Genomic DNA, 24,098 nt, shown 5'->3' on the forward strand with positions numbered 1-24,098 from the left:
CATCCTCTGTTGTTAGTTGTTTTCGGATTCAATCATCATTTTTCGAATGATGGCCGCGATAGCTTGTGATGGCTGTGCCCCACGAATAAGCTGAGTTTTACCAGTTTGGTTATCTACGATGAAAGTCGCTGGTGTACCTGAAATGCCATTTTCAGTAGCTTGCTTCACATCTGCTGCTATTTTCAGGTCGTAACGGCCAGAAGCTAAACACTCTCGAACTAGGGAAGCATCGGCACCAACACTCTCAATAACTTCTGCCAAATTAGGCACTCCACCACCATTGCCTTGTGATTTGGCAAATACTTCGTCTAAGACACCCAGAATCCACGGTTGCCTTTTTGTTCAGCAACACATTCCGCTGCTAACGCTTCTTTTTCTGCCGCTGGGTTATGAAAACTCAATGGCAGATGTTTCCATTGCCAGTTGATATTCCCGTTACTTGCATCCACCACTTCTTTTGGTGTGTCGTGGAATTTTTTGCAGAACGGACACTCCAGGTCAGAAAATTCCACCAGCGTGAATCGAGCGTTCAGGTTTCCATATATGCGTTTATCGTCAGGCACTTGTTCGGGAGCTGATTCGTATTTTGCGTATTTAGCCTGAATATCCTGTTCGCGTTTCTGTTGAACGAAATGTTCCAGTGCTTTTTGAACTGCATTGTTAAAGCGCTCTTCTGATTTAAAGCGATAGTCACTTTCTAGTTGAGTAATCTTCGACTGGAGAGAATCGCGCTCTTGAATGAGCAACTCTTTGGTCTGGTAAATTTGATATCCCACTGTAGCGACAGACGCTCCCAAAATTAGGGTCATAGCAGCACCAACGGCCAGTAGCTTTTTCTGCATTGGACTGAATGATTTTTGTTGTTGTGGTGTGGTTTGTTCTGACATTACATTTTGCTCTTAGTAAACTTTTACAGTTGCCAATTCATGAATCAGGGTTGAAGCTTCCATTTTTGCGCGTTGTGTTAAGCGCTTAACGATGTCTTCACTTGGTGAGTAATCAACGAGGTTTGTTTCTTCTATAACATTGCGAGAAATAGAGTGTAGGCTTCCTAAACCATCAATTAACCCAATCTCAAGCGCTTGCTCTCCATTCCAGATCAATCCAGAGAACACTTTTGGATCGGCTTTGAGTCGTTCACCACGGCTCTCTTTTACTCGCTCGATGAACTGCTGGTGGGTTTTCGATAGCACTTCCTTCCAGAAGCTAGTTATCTCTTCTGAAAGAGGGGAGAATGGGTCTAACAAAGCTTTGTTTTCACCAGATGTTATAGCTCGTCTTTCAATACCCAATTTTTCCATGAGCCCGGTAAATCCGAAGCCAGAACTGATGACACCAATAGAGCCAACCATACTTGCTTTGTCCGCATAAATTTTGTCTGCGGCCACGGCGATGTAATAGCCACCAGATGCACCGATATCATCAATTACAGCGATAACTTGTTTTTCTGGGTATTCTGCTTTTTGAGCTTGAATCTCTTCGTATATTCGACCTGCTTGCACAGGGCTTCCACCAGGACTGTTTATTCGTAGAACGACAGCTTTTGCATGGGGATTTTTGAAAGCAGCCTGAATGGAAGGTATTAGATGATCTTCATCTGCAAGTGAACCCGCAGCGATTTCTCCTTTGATATTAATGAATGCAACATGTGGAGTGTCAGCTTTGGATGTCTGCCAAGGTAGTCCTCCTGGATTTGAAGCTACGGTTAGAAATGCAACTATCATAAGGACAAAGCCAAGGGAGCGAATCAACTGAATCCCTCTTCGCCATCTTCTGTCTTTTACCTGTTCCTTATGGAGGGTAAAGACCAGATCTTTAATCATGTCTTTTTCCCATGCTTCTGGTTTATTGTTTTCACTCATGTTTATTCCTTAGTTGTGGTTTGTTTTCGACCTGGGTGAGGTGGAACCAGAAACAGCTCCCATTCTTCCTCGGTTAATTTGTTCTCTTTCGCTAATTCAAGTTTGTCGGCTTGTTTTAACCTCTCTGATAACGTGGATTCCGCTAACCCGAAATAAGTAGCGACTGCCGCAACGGAAGGGTATCCCTTGCCATTTATCACAATTTCAACATCGGCTTTTCGATTAGGGGGAATAGCGTTGAGTACCTTTTCCCAGTCCATATCTGAAAGCTCGTTACATCGTGCCTTTTCCAATAATTCTCGATGTCGAAGTCTCTGGTAGAGAGCCGAGTACGTTAAGTTAGCGGCTTCGGCCAGATGGTTTAACGTGGGGTAGGAATCACCTTTATAGGTGATAGGTTTGTTGGCCGCCTTTGGGCCCTTGTTTGGAGCTGGTGGTTCAGATAAGACTGAGTTCCAGTTCTCATCTGTCATAGTGTTGGTTTGGTAGGCTTTTAATAGCCCTTTATCCCTAATCCTTGAATAGAGAGTCCTTTCTGCTTTACCAGTTTGTTGGGCCAGTTCGGTTAAACTAGCGTAGGGCTTTCCTTTGACGTAAATAGGTGAACTCTTTCTTCGCCTTGCTTTACGTTTTTTAGTCTTTTTTTCTGGGCAAAATGTGCCAGCTTCTCTTTGTTCTATGAAGACAGAGCTAGTTTCTGCGTTGAAGAACTCATCCGCTATTCTATTTTTAAGCTCCGTTGCCCTGGCTATGACGACATCAAGCATTCGATCAACAGCCACAGCATTTGCTGCACTATACGGAACCAGTTTTCCTTCGCGGTTGCGTTTAAGGCTAAGTGCTTCTGCTTCTCGGCAAAGCTCTGTACATTGAATAGCGAAATGTCCGGTATCTTTCATTAGGTATGATGAAATGATGCCGCTCATTTTCCTCGTGAATCTTGAAGTCATATATTGAACATGCCCATCCATCAATTCCTGGCTTTCTATACCAAGCTTTCTGGACAGCTCTTCAATATCTTTTTGTTTATAACGGAAAGCCGAGTGTTTTAAGCTTTGTGCATTACGAATAAGCTCTTGACTCGCGCCATGTCTCTCCAAGTCGGATATTAGGAATGGGGCCAATAGATCCATGCGCACTACACTCCAACTCCAATGACCTTCAAGACAAATAGGCATAGCATTGAATAGAAGGGGGTTAGCAGTAGAGATGCCATGACCATACCGAATACTCGTGCTGGCATTTTTTTAGCGTACATAACCATCCAAGGCATCATTGCACATAAGGCAGCGATCATTGCTCCACCAGCGCCAAGCTCAGGGAAAAGCACTGATTGGATAAGGATAAACAGGCATTGAGCATAGCCAGCTTGATTCAATGGCTTGTTACTAAGGTTTTCTTCACTTTTTTCTGGTGTTTGAGTTCTTTCCACATTTCGCTCCTTACGCCAACTCTGGTTCACCGAAGTATTGACGGTATAAGTCGTGATCATTCGCTAACAGACGCTTGACTGTGCTTTCATCAATCTCATTAATTGCCATGATTAGGATTTGGTCTTTCCCAATCACACTCATATCTACAGTGAACCAAGTGCCTCTGACCGATTTAGCAAGAATTTGTAGGTTCCAAGGCACTTTTATCTCGTTGGCCGCAGTGATGTTTGAAACCTTAACAACCGTTGCATCCTTCCCGAGCCAGCGTTTGTTATCAATGACAAGATCCATATTGTCGAACGCTGATTTGGCTGCTTTTTTGCGGATTTCTATGATGGAGTTTGAGCCTCCATTCTTGGCCGCAAGCCAAAGAACTACCCCTAATGCTGTACAGGCGACGATAGGTTTACCTGCAAGACCAGCAATTACTCCGCCGATAGATATCAGCAACATCATTGCTTTATTGATTCTTGTTAATGGCATAAGCCTCCTTTGCCATGAGAGTAACGGATAAACAGCAAAAGCTTCTCACGGCAACATGCCCAATAAGGGCAACTGAGAACTCAATGAAACAATCCCTCACACGAACAGGACGTCTTTATTAGTCCTTGCCTAATAGCCTGATATTTGTAGTAGAGAGAGACGACTTTTTTTTCATTCAGTAACTTTGTTCTGATGTAACGAACCTTGTTCTTTCCGTCGGGCTGTGGGACAACCGTTCTAACGTACCCGTAATCGGATACCTCTAAGTTGTATTGATTTTTAAGAATCACTCGGTATACAGATAGCTGGATTACATCCGATTCAAAGATCCTGTTATCTTTCCTTAACTTGGTATCCAGAGGGATAAGGACTTTCTTTTTTGATAAAAAAACTTGATCGACTCTTCCATGCAGAGGTACAGGTAGTGCTGTTGCCACATCTTCTTCACAAAGAAACAGAGTTGCGTTTCTCAACTCTTTTGGCATGTTTTCTTCACTCCACCAGCTGAGCACCTCATGCAAATGCTTTTTCCGCCATAGGTCTACTTTGGCAATTAGAAATGGAGCGACAATCAGTGAAACTAACAACAAGACTATATTCATAAGATACTCTCGATTACTTTACAGTATCATTGTATAGCCCTTTAATTATTTGTCACGTAGCCACTTAGGAAGTACTAAGCATTTAGGTTCGGTATGAGGGAAGGGGTAGCGTGAAAGACTTTTAGGGCAGGGAAGAGCCCCGTGTAGAAGGGGCTATTGCAGCTGGTGGAGCACTAGTGAAGCAAAGAGGGGACTTTCACATGTGAAAGTCTACCGTCAGACATCATATCTAAGGTGTCTACATCCAAATTTGAGTCTCTTAGCCCTTTTCCTTCGTAGACGATATCTGGTGTGCAGCTTGATTTAAATACGCCGTGGGGAATATGATCGAAATCCCCAAGCCACATTCTAAGTCTGAGATCAACGATGTAGTCTCCTGGCAATGTAATCCAGCAATGAGGGGTTACTACGTCTCCTGACGACTTTTCTGTTACATAGCCGAACATGCAACAGTGTTCAACGTTGGCTTGTTTCAGAAGATGGCTTACTAGATAAGTCATTCCATCACAGTCAACCTGACAGTCCTCCAACACAAACAGAACTGTTTCTAACTCAGAAAACCATTCCTCATTGATCATTTGAAATTTCCTTTGTATTTATCTCATTCTCAAAAGGGTACGGCTTTCTTCTTTCCGCCAATTCAATGTCTGCTCCGCACTGTTTACATAACCCCTGTTCCTTTGCACAGCTGTCGCAGACTGCATCAGTAGCAGTTGAGCCGAACTGCATTGTTTCTTCGCAAACACCACAAGGTTTTGATGTTATCGCAGCTCCTCCTATTCGTTGAGAACGAGCGTAATAGCAACATAAACACAAATGCATGGACTCTCGTTTTTCCTTTTCGACGTCAGAGGTAATCCTTTCGGCAAGTTGGAGTATGTGCTGGATTTGTTCTTTAGCTCTTTTGTTTCTATATGAAATTGTTGAGCGTGTAATTTGTTCTTTCTGCTGCTGCATGTCTACCTCCTGAAAAAGGCAATCTCCCTAAGCAAAATGCTTGGGGAGAGCTAATTAGTTCTCTGGGTGTATGAACAATAGAGGTTCGCCATTGTCGAGTATATAAGGCGTTTTAACTTTAGATTCACCTACCTGTATGTTCCCAGATGCTACGTAAACATAAGCCCAAGAGGGAAGTTTTCCGCTTACAAGTGAATATATTTTGTCGCTTGGGACATGGCTACCTTTACCGGGAGTAACTCGGAATCGGTTGTAGTAAACACTGTGGTTTGATTCAAAAGCATACGAATCAATTTCATCGACTCCGACAAAGCTAGGGGCCTTTGCTTCGCGGGGTTCAAAGACTTCGGTTGCTATGTAGCAGAGATCTACATTTGTCATGCCTGGTTTGTATATGGGGCAACCGTATTCTTCACTGTGAAAGTAGAACTCTACTTTGCGTTCGGAATTGCCATTTGTTGCTTCATACTCTAATCCCATTTCTTCTAGCGTTGACTCAATGGCCGTTTTCATTTCAAACAAAAGTTTTTCTTGAGCATTTTTGGTGGATGACGCTTCGGACTTTGGCATCCATGCAATTACGCTGTTTCTGGATGCTGTGTCGGGCTGCTCTAAAAGAGAGGTGACAAGCCCCAATCCTAACCCTGATGTTAAATCTAGGTTCGCGCCGAAGGAGGAGGTAAACAAAAGAGAGTTTGTCGCAGCGCTGCCTGCAAATTGCAAAGACTCGTAATTCTCTCTTGGGACGTATTTGTCACTTACATCGTACAATCCACCAGCCTGCGCGATGTTATATGCACGACTGTGTGATTCATCGTATGACACTGGTTGGGAGGTTGACGCACAACCAGTCATTATTACCGACATTATTGACACGCCTAAACCTATTAGTTTTCCATTTATCATTACCTAACTCCTAAGTTGTTTTTAGGTTGCTTTTGTGTTCCTTTAGTGAACAATGCAACTTTACCTTATCTATCAAAACACTACCTTAAAGGCACTTTGCTTTTCTTGACGGCATTCAATCTATTTTTATGCATACCCATCATTCAATCTAAATGTTGTCTTTGGGTTGCTTTTCGATATCTCACGTTGAAAAGCCAAGTCCGTTTTCGGTTTGCCTTTTAAGCTCATTATATGACCTTATAAAGATGATGCAATACACTAATTCACGGCTGGTTAAAGTAAATGTCAGTACGGTCGATTAAAGAAAATCAGTGTCCTATGCTTTTTATTGGACGCTCAGAATTGGCTTGGAGAACCTTGTATGGAATTTGTCGTTATTACTTTCTTTGGATTAGCTATATCCACGCTGGTGGTGCAATACACTTCTCGGCGTACTAACGGAACAACGCTAAGTTATTCCCAGTCTTTTAAGGTCGTCTTAATTCGCAGTGGAGTGGCTGTGGGGGCTGGGTTTTTGATTGGTAGATTGTTCTCAGTAGCGATTTCAAAAGGCTTTCTGAATAAGGATGTTTTGATAGAACAACCTCTGGTTGTTGCAGGTATAGTTGCGTTTTGCGGCCTAGCTTCGTTCCTGGCATTTCAGTGGGGTTACTCAAAGATTTCCGGCAAACAGGTCTCTCTGTTGTCAGCTCTCAAGTTCGCAGTCAAAGAGATAGGGTACTTTATGTTACTGCTTGCTGGAGTGTTTGTTCTTTCGTTAGCTCTGTTTGGTATTGTGGAGGTTATGGCGAGTAATGGTTCTGAGTTGTCTATCCGGTCTTGATTCGATGTGTGATGTTATTTCGGTGCTCGGAAACATCACCAAACCGGGTTCTAATTCATTGATTAGCCTCTAGTGCTATTTATCTTCTTTGCTTTCACCAAAGCAGTTCCTATGGACCGAAGGAAACACAACTAGGTAGTACCAAGCATTACATAAAGCCTTCGGTATATTCAAGACATTCATATCTGCATGATTTTTTATGACGTTCATCGTATGGCGATAGTGAGCTGGATACCACGTTTGCAAAGGTAATAAAGCTCGCAATGCTTGAGAATCGGACTTCTGAACTGGCCGCAAGGCAAGTATACACATTGATTTTCTGGATTAACGCAAGACCAGCAAGTAGTTTCGTTTATTCTAGGACCTGCACTGTTGGAGTATTTAGGTTGCTAATTGGTAGAGCTCCCTAATTTGGTTTTGGGGTAGGTTTGATACTGATTCATAGACATAAGGTGTGATCGGTTAACTGATCGGGTTTGTATGTTAATTGGATTGGTGTGTTCTGGTGCGTCATTTGCGTTTTATCACGCTATGTTCTGGTGCGTCATTGTTAAGGCTCTCGTTCGAATTTTACCTGGCAATCATGTTTGGTATCCGATTGGTGATTTGTAGAGGGCAGCGTTGTGTTTGGTGGTGATCACCTAATGGAGGCAAGCTGATAGGCTGTAAGTCATTATTTCGACTCTGACATTAAAGCCTTTGCTGTGTCTCAATGCGGCTCTTAACAACGTGCAAATTCTGTGTATCAGTAAGGTTTGTTGTGAGGTGACAAATGATGTTTTTATCCACAGAAAAAGTGGATAAGTTTTGTACGAACGCCAATTGCTCTGTGTCTTGTGAGTGCAAATTATCCTTGCTTAACTTGCGTATAAAGCTACTAGTGATAGCAATCCCATAGCGAACGCACCGCTTAAACATAGTTGCAGCACACGACGGCATTTAACTTGTTTGTCTGTCATAAAGCGCTGTGTGGCACTCTCATAGGAGAAGTGAGCAAATTCACCTCGCAATGTATCACTGGTTCCGTTAAAAGCGTTAGAGAGCTTTCTAGGCACTCTCTCGTTGATCCTTTTACTCACTCGTGATCGTTTGATCATTTTTTCACATTTGCCTAATTTTGCCATTTCAGTAGCTGATACAGAATTCATGTTGGTCTCCTTGGTTCATTGTTCTTATAGTTCAACCTTTCGCTTATCAATAAGTTTTTCGTAGTCATTCAGAAGCCTACGGATCTTCATTAGTACATTTGAGCGTTGCCTTAGCACTGCGTAGTATTCTTCGGTCATTTTTATGGACTTGAACTCATCGTCAGTAGCTTTTTTGAATGCTGACAAGTCGTATTGATTGCCTGTCCCTTTCTTGAGGTATGTTGAATACACTTGGGATTTACCCCCCTTTGGATCTGGCTTGAAACGGTTTAAAAACCATTCGGCAGATAGGCTTCTTCCATTCATTCTTGCCCTCGTTCCGAATCGCCATTGATTATTTTCGTCCTCTTCTTCTCTGGCTATTCTGTTTGATGCCCAATGTACGTCTGCTCTTTTCTTTGCTTCAACAATAAGAACTTTCATCTCTTGCTCTAGTGCGGTTTGTATCTCTAGAACAAAGTCTCTTGATATTGCTTCAATGTCATCAAGGTACAGTTCAGATCTTTCATCCTCATTTTTGGGATCTAACAAAAGATCCCAGTCTATATTTGCCTTCTTACTGATTTTATCCGTACTCATTTCTTAGGCTCCTGAGCTGGCTTTAGCGTGGCTAATAGCAAAATTCCTAACCAATTCCTATCCAAATACCTATCTATCTGGAGGTTTTAACTCTTTTATCCAGATAGATAAGTACTCTCTTACGATAGATCGTGAATTAATTTTGTCAACGCTCTATCTATCTGGATAATTGGCTATCAATATCCTAGATATTGCACTCTTTGTGATTATGTATCAGTTTTATCCAGATAGATATAGGATTTCTACTCATAAATATTTCACTATACACCAGCGAAGTTATTAAAGGGTCTTGAGCAAATGCTTCGATTGTTGCTTTTTTTTCGTTTTTTAATCGAAAAGCAATCTAAACGCCCCTTTTGGGCAATTGTGGAGGCGGTCTTGGTAAATGTAGTGATGTAAATTGTCTCTCATCGGCTGAATTGCATCTAAAAGCCATCTTGTGATTACTTTTTGATTTAATAGGAGTGGGGCATGTTTGTTCTTGGTCTAGATATTGGATACTCAAACTTAAAACTTGCATACGGAGAGAAGGGTGAAGAGCCTAAGGTTGAAGTTCTGCCTGTAGGCGCTGGGCCAGCAGAGCTTATGCCTCAGCAGTTAATGGGAGGCGCGTCTAATTGTATCCTGGTGGACATAGACGGAGAAAAATGGGTCGCTGGGGTAGAGCCAGATCGATTGCAGGGATGGGAAAGAGAGTTACATGGTGATTATCCCTCAACCAAATCGTATAAGGCTTTATTTTTAGCTGGCTTACTTTTGAGCGGACGTTCAGAGATTGATGTTCTTGTAACTGGTCTTCCTGTTGATCAGTTTATGGATAAGTCTAAGAGAGATGCACTTGTTGAACGTCTCACTGGTGAGCATCAAATTTCACCTAAAAGAAAGGTGCTGGTGAAATCAGTTGTAGTGGTGCCTCAGCCTGCCGGAGCGTATATGGATGTGGTTAGTTCTTGCGATGATGAGGAACTGTTAGAAATCATAAATGAAGGTCGGACAGTTGTTATTGACCCTGGGTTTTTTAGTGTTGATTGGGTCGCTCTCGAAGAGGGGGAAGTGCGTTATCAATCTTCTGGTACGTCTCTGAAAGCTATGTCTATGCTTCTACAGGAACTAAATAGACTAATACAAGAGGACTATGGTACGGGACCTGGATTAGAAAAAATCGAAAAAGCTATCCGCTCGAATAAGAAAGAATTGCTTCTACACGGTTCGAAAGTTCCTCTTGGTGAGTACTTCGATAAGGCTGCGTCCAAGGTTGCTCCAAATGCATTAACGCCTATGAAGAAGTCTATGCGTGAAGAAGGTATGGCTGCTGATGCTGTGTTGCTTGCTGGTGGAGGAGCTTCGGCTTACAAAGAAGCTGCAAAAGAACTGTTCCCTCATTCAAAGGTTGTGGTTCCTTCCAACGCAGTGGCATCGAATGCTCGTGGTTTTTGGTTCTGCGGCTAGTTAAGGGGGACGTATGGCTAGTAGTGATTGGGATGGGAAAATTAGTAATTTCAAAGTCTCAGAGCAGGCATTTCCCGAGCTTTATCAAGAGCTATCTCAAATGCATCATAAGGAACGTTGTGACCGTCTTAGATGTTTAGCTATGTTAGGTATGTATGCTCTTAGAGGTGGGGCAATGACTACAGTCCAACACTCTAGCCCTCCACTTGAAGAGCAGGTTGAAGAGAAAAATAATAAGTTAGACAAAGCTAGGAATGGGTTGAAAGGTAAATTGCTGCAAAGTGTATGACGCAGATTGTAAATAGAGCGTTGTTCCAATAGAAAAGGGGTGAGAAATCACCCCTTTTTTAATCAATGAGCAAATTGCGTATTTCGGTGATTGCGAACGCTTGTTTCGGTTTATTCCGAACACCTGAACCAGCACTTTTTCTCTTTCCCTATTTTTACTCTAAGTGTTCGGATTGCGCCAGTTTTCTCATTGATTCTCCTCCCAGTTCTATTCGATGACTATTGTGAACTAGACGATCCATTAGAGCGTCAGCGACAGTGGCGTTGCCGATCATGTTGTACCACTCTTTTACTGGTAACTGGCTGATGACGATTGTGCTGCTGTTTTGGTAACGGTCTTCAAGCACTTCTAACAAGTGACCAGCATGCTCTTGAGTCAGTTTTTCCATCCCCCAGTCGTCGAGGAGTAGTAAGCCTTTCTTAGCCAGCGACTGAAGTTGTTTTTGATAGCTACCATCCAGACGACCTGCGGTCAGATCATCAAGCAAGCGAGTTAATCGGTAGTACCTGACGGTTTGCTGTTGGTCGCAGGCACTGGTTGCCAGAGCGCAACCAAGATAGGTTTTGCCAGCACCTGTTGGGCCTGTGATCAAGATATTCTGATGCTTGTGCAGATAACTGCCTGTTAACAGTTCGCTCATCTGTTTACGATTGAGATTTCGTCCCTCTTTGTAGATGAGTTGGCTTGGCTGGGCATCCACTCTCAGCTTTGCTTGTCGCTTCAAGCGTTGGATTTTGCTCTGATTACGGTTCAAGATTTCACTCTCCAGGAGCAAGCTTAACCGCTCCTCGAAGTCCAGCTCTGCGTAGGTGGTCAGTTGCTCTTGTTGCTGCTCTAACGCTTTCGCCGCATGACTTAAGCGCAGGGTTTTAAGTTGGTCATTGAGTGCGTTCATATCCTTTCTCCTAGTGATAACAGTTCGGGCCACGAACATTGCTGTGAACAAGGTTCGGCGTATTCGCTTTATCTTTACTCAGGTGCCCCTCACGATTGTTCTTGAGTAGATTGTTGACGAAGGTGTAATTGGGTTTTGTTAGCATCAGTGCATCTTTACAGGCTTGCTCTAAGCGCGATTCGCCATGCGCTTTGCTCAGATTGAGCAGCCCAAGGCAGGAGCGATACGACTGCTCGGGATGAGGCTTGGAGTTCAGCATCTTATTGACGACTTCCCGTGTGGCGGGGCCGATATTGGCTCCCCAGTTGAGTAAACGTCCAGGCGACCACTTTTGATGTTGATGATTACTCGGCATGTGCTCAGGTTGAGTGCTGTTTCCGCGCTCCCTTTGGCTACGTGGGTGCTGGGCGATCAAGTTACCTTGATGGTAGATTTGCACCAGACGGTTGGAGCTTCCAGTTCGACATGGTGGCCAACAAGTTGATGGGGAACCGAGTAGTAGTGACGGCGATATTCGATGTGATAATCAGGCCCAACCTTGGCTCGCTTGGTTTCAGTATATAGATATCGCTGCTTAGGAAGGGGCTTTAACGCGGGTTTATCAAGTTTGTCGAACAGCGCTTTGCGGCTTGCACCATAATGCTTCATCTCACGTTCGTTTAAGTCATTCATCAGCTCACGGATGGCAAGGTTCAGCTCTTTGAAGGTATAGAAGGTTTGATGGCGAAGTCGCATCATGATCCAACGTTCCACTAGGAGGACTGCATTTTCTGCTTTGGCTTTGTCTTTCGGTTTGTAGGGGCGAGCTGGCATCACGCAGTTTGATAATGATTTGCCAGTTTTTGATAGCTTTCATTAAGCCTCGGTTCATAACGGTTAGCTTTGCTGACCGCGCTGCGTAGATTATCGGGAACCAAGAGCCGTGGTACACCACCGAAGTGTTCGAGCGCATTGGCATGCGCCTCTAACCAGTAAGACTTACCTTGACTCGGGAAGGCTTCCACATAGGTGTAATTGGACGCTCCTAAGGTCGCCACGAACACTTCTGCTTCGCGCACTTCACCTGTATCAGGGTTGACCACTTGAAGCCGAGGCCCACAGTAATCGATAAACAGCTTATCACCTGCAACATGGAGCTGACGCATACTGCGCTTTTGGGTTTTGAACCAACGAGTGAAGTGCTCGCAGAACTGAGTGTAAGCGTAAGCTTGCTCTTGATATTGCTCATGGTACTCCTGCCACAACAACATCTTTGTCATGCCTTTACGCTTGAGTTCGACAGCGTACTGAGCGAAGTCTGGCATGACCTTGTCTCGACTGGCTTTCTTCGAATGATAAAGAGATTTAGTAAGGTCTGTATCACTGTAACCTTCTGGAAGAGGCCAGCCTATCTGACTTTGCTTAAAACGAGCGACAAGTTCAGAGACTGTTGCAAGACTGACATTGAGACAACTAGCAATACTACGGTAGGACAACCCACACTCGTACTTAAGGCGTAATATCTCTTTGATTTTGTTCATTGGAGTTCTCTTTTTAGCCATTGTCGCTTCCTTACGTTCTTGTTTAAGAAGTAAAGAATAGCGAGCTATTGATTTAAAAGAGAAAAAGGAAGGATTTCGGGCATTCCGAACGCGGTTTTCGCTATTCCGAACGCTGATTTCGGAGTTCGCTTAAAAGTGTTCGGATAATCGCGGAATGTGCGTTCGGATTAAACCGAAATAGGTGTTCGGGTCATACCGAAATGGCTGTTCGGAATGCTCCGAAATACGCAAAATCAAGCATAAGAATAGTTGCTTTCATGGGTGAGCGATTCTTCTTCATTTTTTCCGCTACATGCTTGGTTTTTACAGAAAGGGCAATCCACACTTGTTCTTTGATTAACTGATGTGAAGTAGTTGCACTTGCAGCTATGACAAGTTTCTATCATAGCTTCACCAGAACGCAGCTCTTGGGCTAAACACCACGCATCGGTGATGTCGAGCATCTGCCAACGAGTTCCTTTCATTCCAGGCGTCTCATTTCTAATAGCGCAATACATTTGGTAAGCCACATGGAGTGCATCAATGTTTATTGAACGAAGGGCCGCTTCGCCAGCTATATTGTAATAAAGCTGCATCAATAGAGACGCTTCAATCTTTGATGTATGGCTATGAATCAAAGTTGCACCTCCACGCGCAGTTCTACTCTTCCTGCAAATTTCAAGACCTTCATCTTCTAGCTCTTTGTACATTCTACGTACTTGCTTGTAGGTAAGCCCTGTTTCTACCATGATGATCTTGGTAATGTATCCAGCCAAAGCCATGTTCCTAGCCGATATCCATCGGGCCAAAGAGTTTGAATTACAACTCATTGCCGCCTCCCGTTGTAGTTATAGATTGTTGATGCTTCTTTAAAATAAGGTGTGTAACCCTTTGTTCGTCACTGTCCAGAATTTCTCTCACCAGCTCAGGTGAAAACCTGATCGAAAATGGCATATCCTGACTACATGCTAAGTTTCTTAGTTGATTATCAGAGGCTTGAGATACGATTTTTGTAAGGTTGACTGAGACCCCGAAAGTTTGCGCTGCAATATTAATGTCTTGCTGTGACACTTTTCCCATAAGCAGCCAATATGCAGCCCCAAATCCAGAGTCAGAAGAAGGCGTCAAACAAATTTGATCGAAGGATTGCTCCAAGTGTGAGATATAGGTTTTTTCTGGCGAGGAAAGCTTAAAAGAAAGGATCACACCTGATGATAAGAGCTCTAATTGATGCTTTGTAGCATCCGCAAGTGCTTCCACTGTTTCCAGTGGAAGAGAAAATTGCTCCGAGACTTCTCGTGGGTGGATTTCTGCTAGGTGCTTCAACAATGTCCATAAAGACAGATCAAATTCGTAAACATTTCTATCAGCCTGGGATTCACTAAGAGAGGCAATATTCATATTGTAAGAACATGAGTAGTCCATCCTAAATGCCCTCTGTATCCAAGTTTCTATAAATGGCAAGGATTCGACTGCCGTAATTTCTTGCTCTAGCTTCATCAGACCAGGTGTAGTAACGACCGATGCCTAGCTCCAAATCTCCAGGAGCGGACGAAATGCACTGGGCTAAGTAACCAGCTCCGACGTCAACGTTTTTAGCAGGGTCCAAGAGCTCATCTGGAGAACTTACTTTATCTCCGTGCCAACGTAGATTGATTTGCATCATACCTACGTCAACATTTCTTCCGTGCTGAGCGAGAAGTGCATCGAGTTTTAACTTGGCTGATTCGAGAGAGGTCTCGTAATGAGGACCACCTTTGAGTGTCCTTAATGCCCAAGGCCAAGGGCTAATGTTTCCATCACCTCGACCTGTAGCTGACTCAGCCAACGCAACAGAGTACAAAAGCTTCGCTTCTACACCGTGTTTTATTGCTGCCTTTTCGAATACTGTACCAGTTAAGTCAATCGCGTTTGCTACGCTAGACATCCCGAGCAACGTAATTGCTATAAACTTCTTGACCCTTTCCATATATGAAAACCCTTATTTTCCTAGCCAGTCCTTCGGGGTGATCCCTTAAACTTTCAATTTTTCTTTTGGTAATCCGTCTTCGTATCTTTCCGGCCATATCTCAGTAGGCTTTTTGTTTTACGCTTGTGCGATAACGTACTCCCAGCGCGGGGACGGTTCGTACAAAGTGTTAGAAAGTACTTGTCGAGATGTTTTGTGCTCCCTTGCCAGGGATGCCAGGGATTTCCCTTGTATCTTTAACTGATACTTTATCCAACTGCGTTTCTGTTCTTCGTTTTGGGGAATTTCGCTATTCAAATACATCCTTTGTCTCTCTATTACCAAACTCTTTTTAAAGTTGCTTTCTTGTCGTTTGTTGATATTTCTTGACGTATTATGATCTTATTTATAGGGTCATAAAGTGAGCCTGTCAACAGAAAAAAACTTTAAAAATAGTTTTATCTTGCGTGGTAGCGTTTTTTGCAGTAAGCGAATTGAAATTTGAAGTTTAATTTTTATGCAGGTGCTTTTGACCTGCTAGAATTTTATGCCCAGTTGGGTTGGAGTCATGGGCTATAGGCGTACCATTCGGGGGAGTGGTACGAAGAGGCTGAGTATCAAAAAGGAATGTACTCTACGTGTGTGTAGTAAGCTAAATAAGGTTTAGGAACCGAGCGGGCGCTGGTTTCTAATAAATTCACAACTAACCCTAAGGGTGATTCTTATTAATACTCTGACTTGCAGATGGGATCAGATGCAATTGCAACCATTACATTTGACCGAATAGGGTGCATTTTAACCACTAACAAAATCCTAATCAACTGATTTCACAAATGGATCTATATTAAATTTAGCGTATCCATCACATTTTTACTGAGTAAAAGTCACATTTCTACCATTTTTTTAGGTGTAGAGTGTGAAGTAGGCACTTTCACATGTGAAAGTGAGTAGTAAAACCTATGGTCATGGTTGCATTATTTGATTCTGTGATATACTGGATATATATGAAATTCATTGAGGTCGTAAGTATGAAGCATGTGATTAATGTTTTAGGTTTGTTTCTTTTGTTGCTAGGTTTTGTTATGGCGGCAGATACGGCTTGGGGCTGGGCTTTGATGTCAGTTCCTATAGTCTATTGGGCTATGAGTTTTCTCGTATTGGTACATAGAAGCCATTTTGCAGCCATAGTTTTTTGGGCTGCGCTAGCTTATATGAATTGGCAAATTGCAGTGGTTTCAATATCGGCATATTTAGTATTCTCTATTGTGAAGGCTGTTATTGTTCATCAACAAACACCAATTAGTAAGCGCTATTCTACGAAAAAGAAAAGTAGGACATTAGGTCTAGGCTTAGACATGAAAGAAGATCTGTATCGCATTGGCGATTAGCCAATTAGAAAGGAACCCGAAGGTTCCTTTTATTATTTTTTGTTTTTGAAAGATCATTCAAACTGTTTATTGGCGATGTTATATCCACGAATAGCGGTTAAGTAACTACCAGACCTGTCTCCGGCGTCGCCAGCATTTTGAAGGACATTTACAAGTTGATCTGTAAATTCCTGATTTTCTTTCGATAACACAGGGCTACCGTCAGGATTCATTATTGCTGCTCCATTAGCATCAGTTTCAGCGTATTGCATTTTCAAATTATTAACAGCTTGGTCCATTCTCTCTTGATTGGTATCAAAAGATTCAGCATAAACAGCCGCTTGTTCGTTTGTTAAACCGTATCTTGATGTTCCGAGTTCAGCCATAGTTTGCTTGAATTCATCTCCATATTGTTCCATGAAGTTAGCTGCTGCACTGCCACCAGCTTCCGCTGCCGACGCTGCTGCTGCTGCGTAGAATGCCCCTCGTTGTTCTAAGCTCATTCCTTTCGCTGCTTCTGATAGATCCGACTCTCCCGTTAACCACTCTTTGGCTGCGTTGTAACCGCTAGCTGCTGCGCCAATAACATTACGACCTAATTTAGCTGCTGCAACTGCCATTTCTCCGCCAAAGCCGTACTCTTCGGAAATATAGTCGTCACCACGTTGAGTTGCCTCGATAAACTGGTCCCTTTGTTCTGGTGTCATAGTACGCAACTGATCCATTGCATTTGAAAAATCGCTCGCTGTCGCCTGTCCACCAGCTACAGCTGCACCACCAACTTGCTCAGCTCTTCTAGCCAACCAGTCGCCAGTGTTGTCTACTGCCCCCCAAGTGGAAGCGCTCCATGACATATCCGGCAAAGCATTGAGCATATTATTTCTTGCTTTTTGCTCTTCTGGGCTAGAAACAGCTCGGTTGGTCTGATTTGCAAGACTGCCTAATTGTTGGAGGTTTGCATCATGTTCGCTAGTTACCGGAGTAACAGGAGGTGTTGGTGGAGTTTCTGTTACCGGAGCTGTGCCAGACGTACTGATTGTGTTCTCCCTAAAATTGGAAGGTAAAACAGGACCGTTTCCAACGTTGCTGCCTACGGTCTGTCCTAAATTCTCTGGTACAGTTGGAGGAGTGAGGCCGCTGTACTGTAGAGGGTCGCTTTCAAATCCGCTATTTCTCCCGGTAGCCAAGTTGATAGCACTAACAGCTGCTTGGAAACCTCCAACTTGTTGCCCTGGTTGGTAGTTGTTGGTATTTGTCATAGCTGTCAGTCTAGCTGCCGCTTTGGCTACACTTGTCCATTCCATAACCACGATATCTTTGTTCGAGATTTGCCGCTTCTTTTCGAACTGAATCCGGTGCATTTTGAAAATGTTGGTTGAGGTAATCCATTGCCTCTGGCGAGCGAGCCACTTCTCCACCCAATGTTTTAAAGTCGCTATTTGTCATCGAACCCATAGAGTTTTGCAATTGATCCATTGTTGTATAGGCATTAGTTGCAGAAACAAGCTCTTGTGCAGACTTAGATAGATTTTGAGATAAATTATCGCCCCATGACTGTTTAAAGGACTCGCCCCCTTGTCTATTTATTCCATGAGCTAATTGATTGGTAAGTGCCTGAGAATCAGTTTTACCCCATGAAACATTTTTCATGAATTGCGATACATCACTGGCAGACCACGTTGATGTGTCGCTTGTTGTAGACTCAGTTTTACCTATAGCGTCGGCTCTGAGATCGACTACATCATTACCACCTTTATTTCCATCCCCTTGAGACGGAATTGTTGCGACCCCCGTACCTTTTGAGGGGCCTGTTATTGCTCGTTTAGCTGCTGCTCTCGCGGTTCCCATCAGTGGCATCATCATGGCCGCAGCTTCTTTTACATCTAAGGAGCCAACGGCTTGCATACCAAAAGCACCTTTTACAGCATCGGCATGTTGATCATCAATTTGAAACTTATCCATGAAGCTTTTAGCTTGTTGATTAACCAACTGGCTTTGTTGAGTGTTTTGTGAACCTATAGTTCGGCCAATGCTAGAAAGACGAGAGTATGCTTGGTCTTGCGATACGCCATGAGAAAAACCTCGGCCAAGGGTGTCTGAGAATGCTTCTGACTTCTGGCTTTGTACTGCCCTTGCTGAGCTAACCCCGCTTCCAATAGATGAGCCAAGAGAAAATGAACTGATCATGCTTTCTGCTCCTGTTGCCATCGTCCCACTAAATTGGTTGTGGTTATATGCAGGTTGACTGTTCATTACAGGGCCTTGATTCAAAGCGTCAGGTGACTGAATTTTCTCATTGACATGATCAGAACCGTTAACTCTGTTAGCAAGACTGGTAAATGCGTATGTTGATCCTGTCACTATGAACAGTGAAATAATAGGAGTGGCTGCTGCTAACATTCCCCCCGTAGCAATCCAGTTCTGTAGAATGTCTCCTGTTGAGGATAATGCATACATTGAGTTTAAGCCTGGTGTAGATAGACTTGCCATTTCATTAGTCGCTGCGGTATGAATGAATAGGTTTGTTATAGATAGAACTGGCATCCATAGCTGTATCCAGAGAACCGTTTGGAAGTATTTTCCTGCCAACGTCATTCCCATTGAACCCATAACGATGATAAAGCCCATTATAGGAGTTATCGCGTAAACAAAACCTTCAAAGAACGTTAACATCGGTCTGACGACTGACATGAACATAGATTGCTCTGCTGCCCATTGAGTGTTTCGCTGTTGAATCGCTTGGTTAATCATCAATGCAGAACCATAGTCTTGAAGGTCCTGGTATCGTCCGGCAGCTGCTTCATAATACAAAGGCTCTAGTAGAGCGACTTTTGTATATTCTACTGCTGAGGTGGAAATTGCTCCTACTGCTTGTAATGAGTCAGCTATCTTTGTTAGAGCATTTACACCTGTATAGGTAGGATCTACACCAAGTAGATTGTTTAAAGCGTTATTTACATTGGACCCACTTAGGTTATTTAATGCCCCAACAATACCAACCCCCTCAGCTGTAGACCATGCTTCACTACAAGTAAAATCACCACCATCGGGATTCGATGCGTTTAGATATACACGAGTTCCGTATAGTGAAGAATTGAATTGTAAGGCTTGATCTAAAGGGAGTGTTAGAAGCTCATCTAAGCTCATCAGGTTGAGATCTACTTTTGTTAGCGTACATTCTCTAATGTAATTAGAAACTGAGCGACGAACATCAACATAGCCACCACCTTGCTCTTGGTTTAGGGCTGTAAAAATAGCGCTATCGTACACACCGCGTCTTACATCATTCAGTAGCTTGAGTGTTTCAGAAAAGTGAGTTTCAGTAACATTGGGTACGATAATGCCGTAACCAGTCTCAAATAATTTTGTTAGGGTGTAGCCAACATTCGATATAACACCTCCGGCAAAGCCTATGCCAATCGGCACGTTTGCCACAGGACGAACTTGCCCGGTGTAAGCATCTTCAATCTTGACTAATGAAGTCGGTACGAAGAAGCAGGCGTATAGTAGCCACCCCATAAAAATTTGCTGAATATTGATCTGTTTTGCCCCTTGGAAAACAGATTGAACGGTTATCATCACTACACCAATAAGCAACCCAACACTGACCATCTTGGTGAAGTCATTGGTCCCCGTGATCATGGCTACAGCAATTAATATCTGCTCAAGAAATGCTGAGTCGCCAATGGAGTAAATAGTAAATTCAGGCATGAAGTTTTACTCCTTTGTTCTTGGTGCTTTAGTTAGCGTCGATAACATATATTTATGCTTTCGAACGTTATTTAGGAGGTTGTTGTACTTTTCGATTTGAGAAGAGAGATCTCCATATTGAGCTGTAAGAATTGAGTATTCGGCTCTCATGTTGGCTTGAGATTCACGTAATACTTCCAACGCTTGCTGTTTATAAGGACTATCACTGTTTGATATAGCAATAAATGCAGCTCTGAAAAGCTCATTGGTAAATGAATACATCATTGCTAGAGAAATCGCTCCAGACGACTCTGAGGCAAATAGCATTGCAGAGTCTTTAGATAGAACAGAAAGATTTCGGATGATTGCACCTATACCAACAGGTAAGCTAGCTAAAAAGTTTTGCTCGCTAGTTGATAGTGTTCCAGCATTACTAGCAAACTTGAAAATAATACCTGTAGATGTACTTGAACCAATAAGCATATCTTCAATTTGGCTCTTTATGCCTGTGATGTTGACGGTTTTAACACCGCCACCAGTTGCCCCAGCGCTTAGGCAATTTTCAGTATCTGAACCACATGAGTATATTTCAACGTTACTACCAGTGATTAGATCTGAAATTTGGATTTTATTGCCAGGTAAAGTGGTGATTGGTGTCGTTTTTTCCGTAATACTTGCGTGTGAATCATTAACAATATCACCGATTATTACTGTTCCCGTCACAGACATTATGGCTTCTAGTAATGTGTTGTCTCCGTATGTGAACCATGCGTTTGCATTATTTTTCTTCAATTGCTTCCAGATGATATTACCAATCATTTTCTTGTACTCATCTGGGTTGTTTGATTTCAATTGTTCGAGTGGTGTAGAACCGCCTTGCTCTTGCTTAGATGAGAATACATCGTCAAACAGACCCGTTGTGGTAGCTGTAATGGAAGCGTCAGTTTTGTGTTTAACATCGAATGAAGAGGTAGCGTCATTTACGATACCTTGTGCTAGTTGACAAGAATTACCCAAATATTGGTTTAATTGTTGTATTTTCTTTTGGAAGTTTTCTATCCATTTTGCACCATCAGGAAAGACGTTATCCAATGCTAATTGGAATGCATATCCCTTTGCATTTGCAGCTACCGAACGCAGCAAAGTGACGATTTGTTCTGCGTTAACAAAGCTCAATGAGCCCCCAAATAGGTCAACACCACCACAACCAGCTTTCCATGATGGAGGTGTGAATGACACTAGGTTTTCATCAAATATGCGTGTTTTCGTGGTGTATCGACCACCAGCCAGAACCCCTCGACGCTGTGTTTCAAATACACCTGGTTGAGTGACATTGCTCATTTCATTGAAAAGGGCGTCCATTTCAGACTTTAAGCCGTTAGCTGTAGATATACTCGGTACTGTCCACAGAACGGATGCTACGCAAATAGCGAGAGCTTTCTTCCGCAGCTTGTTCTTTCTGAACATCTTATTTCTCCTTAATTTTTTCGCGGATGAAGTCCATCAATTGTTCCGGCGGGATATAGTTCCCTTTATCATCCGTCATGATTTCTTCTAAGGAAGCCTCACCTGTTTTATCGGTAAGAATTTCCGCAATGTTGTTGTCGGTATTAACCAGTGCTCTTGTTTTGTTGAATTCGTCATCACTGATCCAACCTGCTCGGCGAGCAGTAACTAGAATTCGATTGGCTGTATCTGGAAGTGACATTACCCCTTGCCCAACAGGAGCAAAACTCCCATCTGGTGAAGCTAAGAATAAAGCTGGGTAGGTGACGACACCTAGCTGTTCGGCATGGCCGTTATCTACTTTGAACTCGGGGAAAATGTTTCCTGGGAAAGGGGTGCCGTCAGAAGATACTGCCACGACAGTAAATCCATATCCTTGCTCAAGCATTTTGACTATTGGAGCCTGTATTTCGCACATTTCGCAGTTTGGCTGGTAGAAGAAAAATAGACCCACACGACTTGCTACAGTCCCAAGTAATGTCTGCCTTTCCTTCCCAGCCTTACTATCTACTTGCTGAGATGCGAATGTGGCATAAGGTCTTCTGGACACTTCATCAAGATAAGGATCACCTAAAATAGCCAGTTCATATGCATCTTGCGCTTGTTCTGAACGATCCATTGCGAACCGCTGCATGTAAGCAAAAGCTTTAGCGTTCTCAATGGTTGGGTTATCCCACCAAGCATCTTTGTATTTAGGTAAGTTCTCTCTAAACCACGCAGCAGAAAAATATTCAGGTCCTTCACTCTGGGCCATCTGTTCTTGCTCAGGAGGAGGTGGGGGAGGTTGTACTGCTACTGGCTTAGGTTTAGGTACTTCTTTTTCTTCTGGCTCGACTTCATAGAAAAACCATCCTTCCGCCTTTCTATCGTAAAAGCCGGGCCTACTGTCTTCTGCTACGGAGATATTTGGCATTGAGCTATCAATGCCAGCGCTAAAGTAGCTTTCTTTAAAGTCTTGTTGTTCATGTCACCACACATATTTTCCCATTCAGGCATATGGTAACGGGGGGGAGGATTAAGGAATGCATCTGAAACCTCCCATTTAGGGCAATTAGGGGAGGTTTTATTGTTGTATTTTTGGTCGATTAGGCTGTTTTTATGTGTTCTGACTGATTGTTAGTTGCTTCTTCCTGCTGAATCTTTTCAAGTTGACGCTTATGGGTGATGTACCTGATCACCATTTCCACTGAAGCGTTAAGCGCAAGTGCTCGCATGGCTCTCGTGCTTGCAACGTACAGTAGGTTGATCTCATCATCCCGTGCCTCAGGTTCTAGCTCGGGGTCCAAAACGTCAGGGAAGTCATCAAATAGTTGGACATAATCCCACTCCAGTCCCTTTGCTCTATGGCTGGTAGACACAGTGACATTTGCAACCAATTCGTCTTTTACGGTGTTAAAGCGTAATATCGCAAGATGTTCAGGAAGATCTTCGTAGGCTTCGATAATTGCCATCGCTCTAAACATCTCGTTGTCTTGAGTCGCACGAGCTATCTCGGTGAACTCTTGATAGTCCTCATAATCATTAAGTATCTGCTTGTTTTTGACACGTTCTCTTTCTTCTCGTGAGAACCAAAAGATATCTTCCAGATAGTCGATTTGGTAAGAATCTATACCACCAGCCCAAAAAACTTTATGTCCCGCGCCTGTGTAGCCCAAAGCAGTTTGAATAACTCCCATTACCGTGCGGTGTAAAACAGCATGATGTCCGATATTTTGAGGTAGCATCATAAGAACCTGATCTTTAGCTCCGCGCCCAATTACCGGCTTGGTCTCTCCTTTAAGTTCGAGAAGGGCATTGGCAACCATCGCTACATTAGGTCCAAATCGGAAACTATGTGTGAGGTAGAGTTGATCTGCGTTCGAGAAGCGGGGGTTATTCATCGCATCATTTGCACCTCTGAAACGATAGATTTGCTGGTGGACGTCTCCAACAAGAATAGTCCTTGAGCGCTGCCTAATTACAATGTCACTAGTTACTGGGTTTGCGTCCTGTGCTTCATCAAAGAGGATTACCTGGTATCTCAATGATAGATTGGGGTGAGATAATTGGTACAGCTTTAAGTATCCATCATGAACCATAGGGAAAGGATCTTGAGGCTCACACATTCTCTTCCAAATATCTTCTGCACTTTGAACGACTTCTATTACGTATCTCTCTTGCTTTGTTGTTAGTAGTAAGCCAGTATCAGCTCTTTCGAAATGGTCATATAGAATCTGGTCATCTGCGCTGCACATAAATGCATTTAGCGTATCCAGGCAGTCTCTTGCAAGAGTCCAATTTTTAGTGTTTAACGCTTGTGCTATATCGGTAAGGCGAATGTTCCCCACTAATTTGTGCGCAAACATACGTCCAACAGATGCGAATGCTAGTTGATGAGAGGTTTTGCACGTAACATTTCGGGGAAACTTTTCCGCTGCTTCATCTCTTATCGCTCGGTTGTACGCGATATACAGCATTCTTAGCCGAGGGTTAGCAAGAGCATATTTGATGAGGGTTGTTGTCTTTCCCGTGCCAGCATAGGCCCTAACTATCAGTTGGTTTCCTTGATAGTTGGTGATTCGGGCTTGCTCTGGGGTATCAGGTGGTAATGTTTTGTTCATCGCGTGTACTTCACTATGGGAACGCCCCGGAATAAAATCCG

26 protein-coding genes and 1 pseudogene are annotated in these 24,098 nt (G+C 43.2%); 4 read left to right on the forward strand and 23 right to left on the reverse strand.

The features are described 5' to 3' along the window. Positions 1–12 precede the first annotated feature (12 nt). From SU60_RS22320 to SU60_RS06505, 10 genes are all read right to left on the reverse strand, one after another. The gene (locus tag SU60_RS22320; protein ID WP_245228377.1) at positions 13–261 is read right to left on the reverse strand and encodes a DsbA family oxidoreductase; all 249 of its coding nucleotides are present in this window, start codon (positions 259–261) and stop codon (positions 13–15) included. 47 nt (positions 262–308) lie between these two features. Then, positions 309–887 (reverse strand): DsbA family protein, encoded by a 579-nt coding sequence (locus tag SU60_RS06465; RefSeq protein WP_245228378.1) that lies wholly within the window; start codon positions 885–887, stop codon positions 309–311. A 12-nt stretch (positions 888–899) separates the two neighbouring features. Beyond that, positions 900–1,862, reverse strand: coding sequence for a signal peptide peptidase SppA (gene sppA / locus SU60_RS06470; protein ID WP_014386852.1), 963 nt, complete (start codon positions 1,860–1,862; stop codon positions 900–902). A 2-nt stretch (positions 1,863–1,864) separates the two neighbouring features. Continuing rightward, a complete protein-coding gene (locus SU60_RS06475; protein ID WP_041154787.1) occupies positions 1,865–2,995 on the reverse strand; it encodes a hypothetical protein in 1,131 nt (376 codons plus the stop codon). 5 nt (positions 2,996–3,000) lie between these two features. Next, positions 3,001–3,294: a hypothetical protein gene (locus SU60_RS06480; protein WP_014386850.1), complete on the reverse strand. Its 294-nt coding sequence runs from the start codon at positions 3,292–3,294 to the stop codon at positions 3,001–3,003. Positions 3,295–3,304: 10 nt separating this feature from the next. Continuing rightward, positions 3,305–3,778, reverse strand: a complete 474-nt coding sequence (locus SU60_RS06485; protein WP_014386849.1) for a hypothetical protein — start codon at positions 3,776–3,778, stop codon at positions 3,305–3,307. A gap of 80 nt (positions 3,779–3,858) precedes the next feature. Next, positions 3,859–4,380: a hypothetical protein gene (locus SU60_RS06490; protein WP_041154788.1), complete on the reverse strand. Its 522-nt coding sequence runs from the start codon at positions 4,378–4,380 to the stop codon at positions 3,859–3,861. Positions 4,381–4,553: 173 nt separating this feature from the next. Then, positions 4,554–4,958, reverse strand: a complete 405-nt coding sequence (locus SU60_RS06495) for a hypothetical protein (RefSeq protein ID WP_014386847.1) — start codon at positions 4,956–4,958, stop codon at positions 4,554–4,556. Continuing rightward, entirely contained in the window at positions 4,948–5,337 is a 390-nt protein-coding gene (locus SU60_RS06500) for a hypothetical protein (RefSeq protein WP_017086033.1), read from the reverse strand. The genes SU60_RS06495 and SU60_RS06500 overlap by 11 nt, the downstream gene beginning before the upstream one ends. Before the next feature lie 54 nt (positions 5,338–5,391). Further along, the gene (locus SU60_RS06505) at positions 5,392–6,204 is read right to left on the reverse strand and encodes a hypothetical protein (protein WP_224055963.1); all 813 of its coding nucleotides are present in this window, start codon (positions 6,202–6,204) and stop codon (positions 5,392–5,394) included. A 400-nt stretch (positions 6,205–6,604) separates the two neighbouring features. Here SU60_RS06505 and SU60_RS06510 point away from each other — a divergent pair, with 400 nt between their 5' ends. Continuing rightward, the gene (locus tag SU60_RS06510; protein WP_014386844.1) at positions 6,605–7,066 is read left to right on the forward strand and encodes a hypothetical protein; all 462 of its coding nucleotides are present in this window, start codon (positions 6,605–6,607) and stop codon (positions 7,064–7,066) included. 857 nt (positions 7,067–7,923) lie between these two features. Here the strand turns inward: SU60_RS06510 and SU60_RS06515 are convergent. Together SU60_RS06515 and mobI are read right to left on the reverse strand one after the other, a co-directional pair. Continuing rightward, positions 7,924–8,214 (reverse strand): hypothetical protein, encoded by a 291-nt coding sequence (locus SU60_RS06515; protein ID WP_041154790.1) that lies wholly within the window; start codon positions 8,212–8,214, stop codon positions 7,924–7,926. A 24-nt stretch (positions 8,215–8,238) separates the two neighbouring features. After that, positions 8,239–8,793, reverse strand: coding sequence for a conjugative transfer protein MobI(A/C) (mobI, locus tag SU60_RS06520; protein ID WP_046224254.1), 555 nt, complete (start codon positions 8,791–8,793; stop codon positions 8,239–8,241). A gap of 471 nt (positions 8,794–9,264) precedes the next feature. On the opposite strand from mobI, the gene SU60_RS06525 reads away from it, so the two are divergent. Together SU60_RS06525 and SU60_RS06530 are read left to right on the forward strand one after the other, a co-directional pair. Further along, the gene (locus SU60_RS06525; RefSeq protein WP_017086038.1) at positions 9,265–10,242 is read left to right on the forward strand and encodes a ParM/StbA family protein; all 978 of its coding nucleotides are present in this window, start codon (positions 9,265–9,267) and stop codon (positions 10,240–10,242) included. A gap of 13 nt (positions 10,243–10,255) precedes the next feature. Further along, positions 10,256–10,531, forward strand: a complete 276-nt coding sequence (locus SU60_RS06530) for a hypothetical protein (RefSeq protein WP_041154791.1) — start codon at positions 10,256–10,258, stop codon at positions 10,529–10,531. A 154-nt stretch (positions 10,532–10,685) separates the two neighbouring features. On the opposite strand, the gene istB is transcribed toward SU60_RS06530, so the two are convergent. The 6 genes and pseudogenes from istB to SU60_RS06560 form a co-directional block, all read right to left on the reverse strand. Beyond that, positions 10,686–11,426, reverse strand: coding sequence for an IS21-like element ISVch3 family helper ATPase IstB (gene istB / locus SU60_RS06535; protein ID WP_023931200.1), 741 nt, complete (start codon positions 11,424–11,426; stop codon positions 10,686–10,688). A gap of 10 nt (positions 11,427–11,436) precedes the next feature. Further along, positions 11,437–12,967, reverse strand: a pseudogene (gene istA / locus SU60_RS06540) (IS21 family transposase). A 233-nt stretch (positions 12,968–13,200) separates the two neighbouring features. After that, positions 13,201–13,728, reverse strand: a complete 528-nt coding sequence (locus tag SU60_RS06545; RefSeq protein WP_342749706.1) for a FlhC family transcriptional regulator — start codon at positions 13,726–13,728, stop codon at positions 13,201–13,203. Positions 13,729–13,765: 37 nt separating this feature from the next. Continuing rightward, positions 13,766–14,371 carry a hypothetical protein gene (locus SU60_RS06550; RefSeq protein WP_226977603.1) on the reverse strand — a complete coding sequence of 202 codons (606 nt, stop codon included), beginning with the start codon at positions 14,369–14,371 and terminating at the stop codon, positions 13,766–13,768. Between the two features lies 1 nt (position 14,372). After that, entirely contained in the window at positions 14,373–14,873 is a 501-nt protein-coding gene (locus SU60_RS06555; RefSeq protein ID WP_234352464.1) for a transglycosylase SLT domain-containing protein, read from the reverse strand. Between the two features lie 159 nt (positions 14,874–15,032). Continuing rightward, entirely contained in the window at positions 15,033–15,218 is a 186-nt protein-coding gene (locus SU60_RS06560) for a helix-turn-helix domain-containing protein (RefSeq protein ID WP_084735645.1), read from the reverse strand. A gap of 704 nt (positions 15,219–15,922) precedes the next feature. Here SU60_RS06560 and SU60_RS06565 point away from each other — a divergent pair. After that, complete coding sequence (locus SU60_RS06565; protein ID WP_128740504.1) at positions 15,923–16,282, forward strand: permease; 360 nt, start codon at positions 15,923–15,925, stop codon at positions 16,280–16,282. A 53-nt stretch (positions 16,283–16,335) separates the two neighbouring features. Here SU60_RS06565 and SU60_RS22325 read toward each other — a convergent pair whose 3' ends face one another. From SU60_RS22325 to SU60_RS06585, 5 genes are all read right to left on the reverse strand, one after another. After that, the gene (locus tag SU60_RS22325; RefSeq protein WP_245228379.1) at positions 16,336–17,565 is read right to left on the reverse strand and encodes a hypothetical protein; all 1,230 of its coding nucleotides are present in this window, start codon (positions 17,563–17,565) and stop codon (positions 16,336–16,338) included. Next, the gene (locus tag SU60_RS06570) at positions 17,531–19,972 is read right to left on the reverse strand and encodes a conjugal transfer protein TraG N-terminal domain-containing protein (RefSeq protein WP_245228380.1); all 2,442 of its coding nucleotides are present in this window, start codon (positions 19,970–19,972) and stop codon (positions 17,531–17,533) included. The genes SU60_RS22325 and SU60_RS06570 overlap by 35 nt, the downstream gene beginning before the upstream one ends. A 6-nt stretch (positions 19,973–19,978) precedes the next feature. After that, on the reverse strand, positions 19,979–21,418 hold the full coding sequence (locus SU60_RS06575) for a conjugal transfer protein TraH (RefSeq protein WP_052481504.1): 1,440 nt from the start codon (positions 21,416–21,418) through the stop codon (positions 19,979–19,981). 1 nt (position 21,419) lies between these two features. Continuing rightward, the gene (traF, locus tag SU60_RS06580; RefSeq protein ID WP_046224271.1) at positions 21,420–22,370 is read right to left on the reverse strand and encodes a conjugal transfer protein TraF; all 951 of its coding nucleotides are present in this window, start codon (positions 22,368–22,370) and stop codon (positions 21,420–21,422) included. A 172-nt stretch (positions 22,371–22,542) separates the two neighbouring features. Further along, on the reverse strand, positions 22,543–24,057 hold the full coding sequence (locus SU60_RS06585) for a UvrD-helicase domain-containing protein (RefSeq protein ID WP_041154793.1): 1,515 nt from the start codon (positions 24,055–24,057) through the stop codon (positions 22,543–22,545). Positions 24,058–24,098: the final 41 nt, after the last annotated feature.

This window comes from Vibrio mytili, assembly GCF_000830505.1.
Taxonomy (GTDB): Bacteria; Pseudomonadota; Gammaproteobacteria; order Enterobacterales; family Vibrionaceae; genus Vibrio; species Vibrio mytili.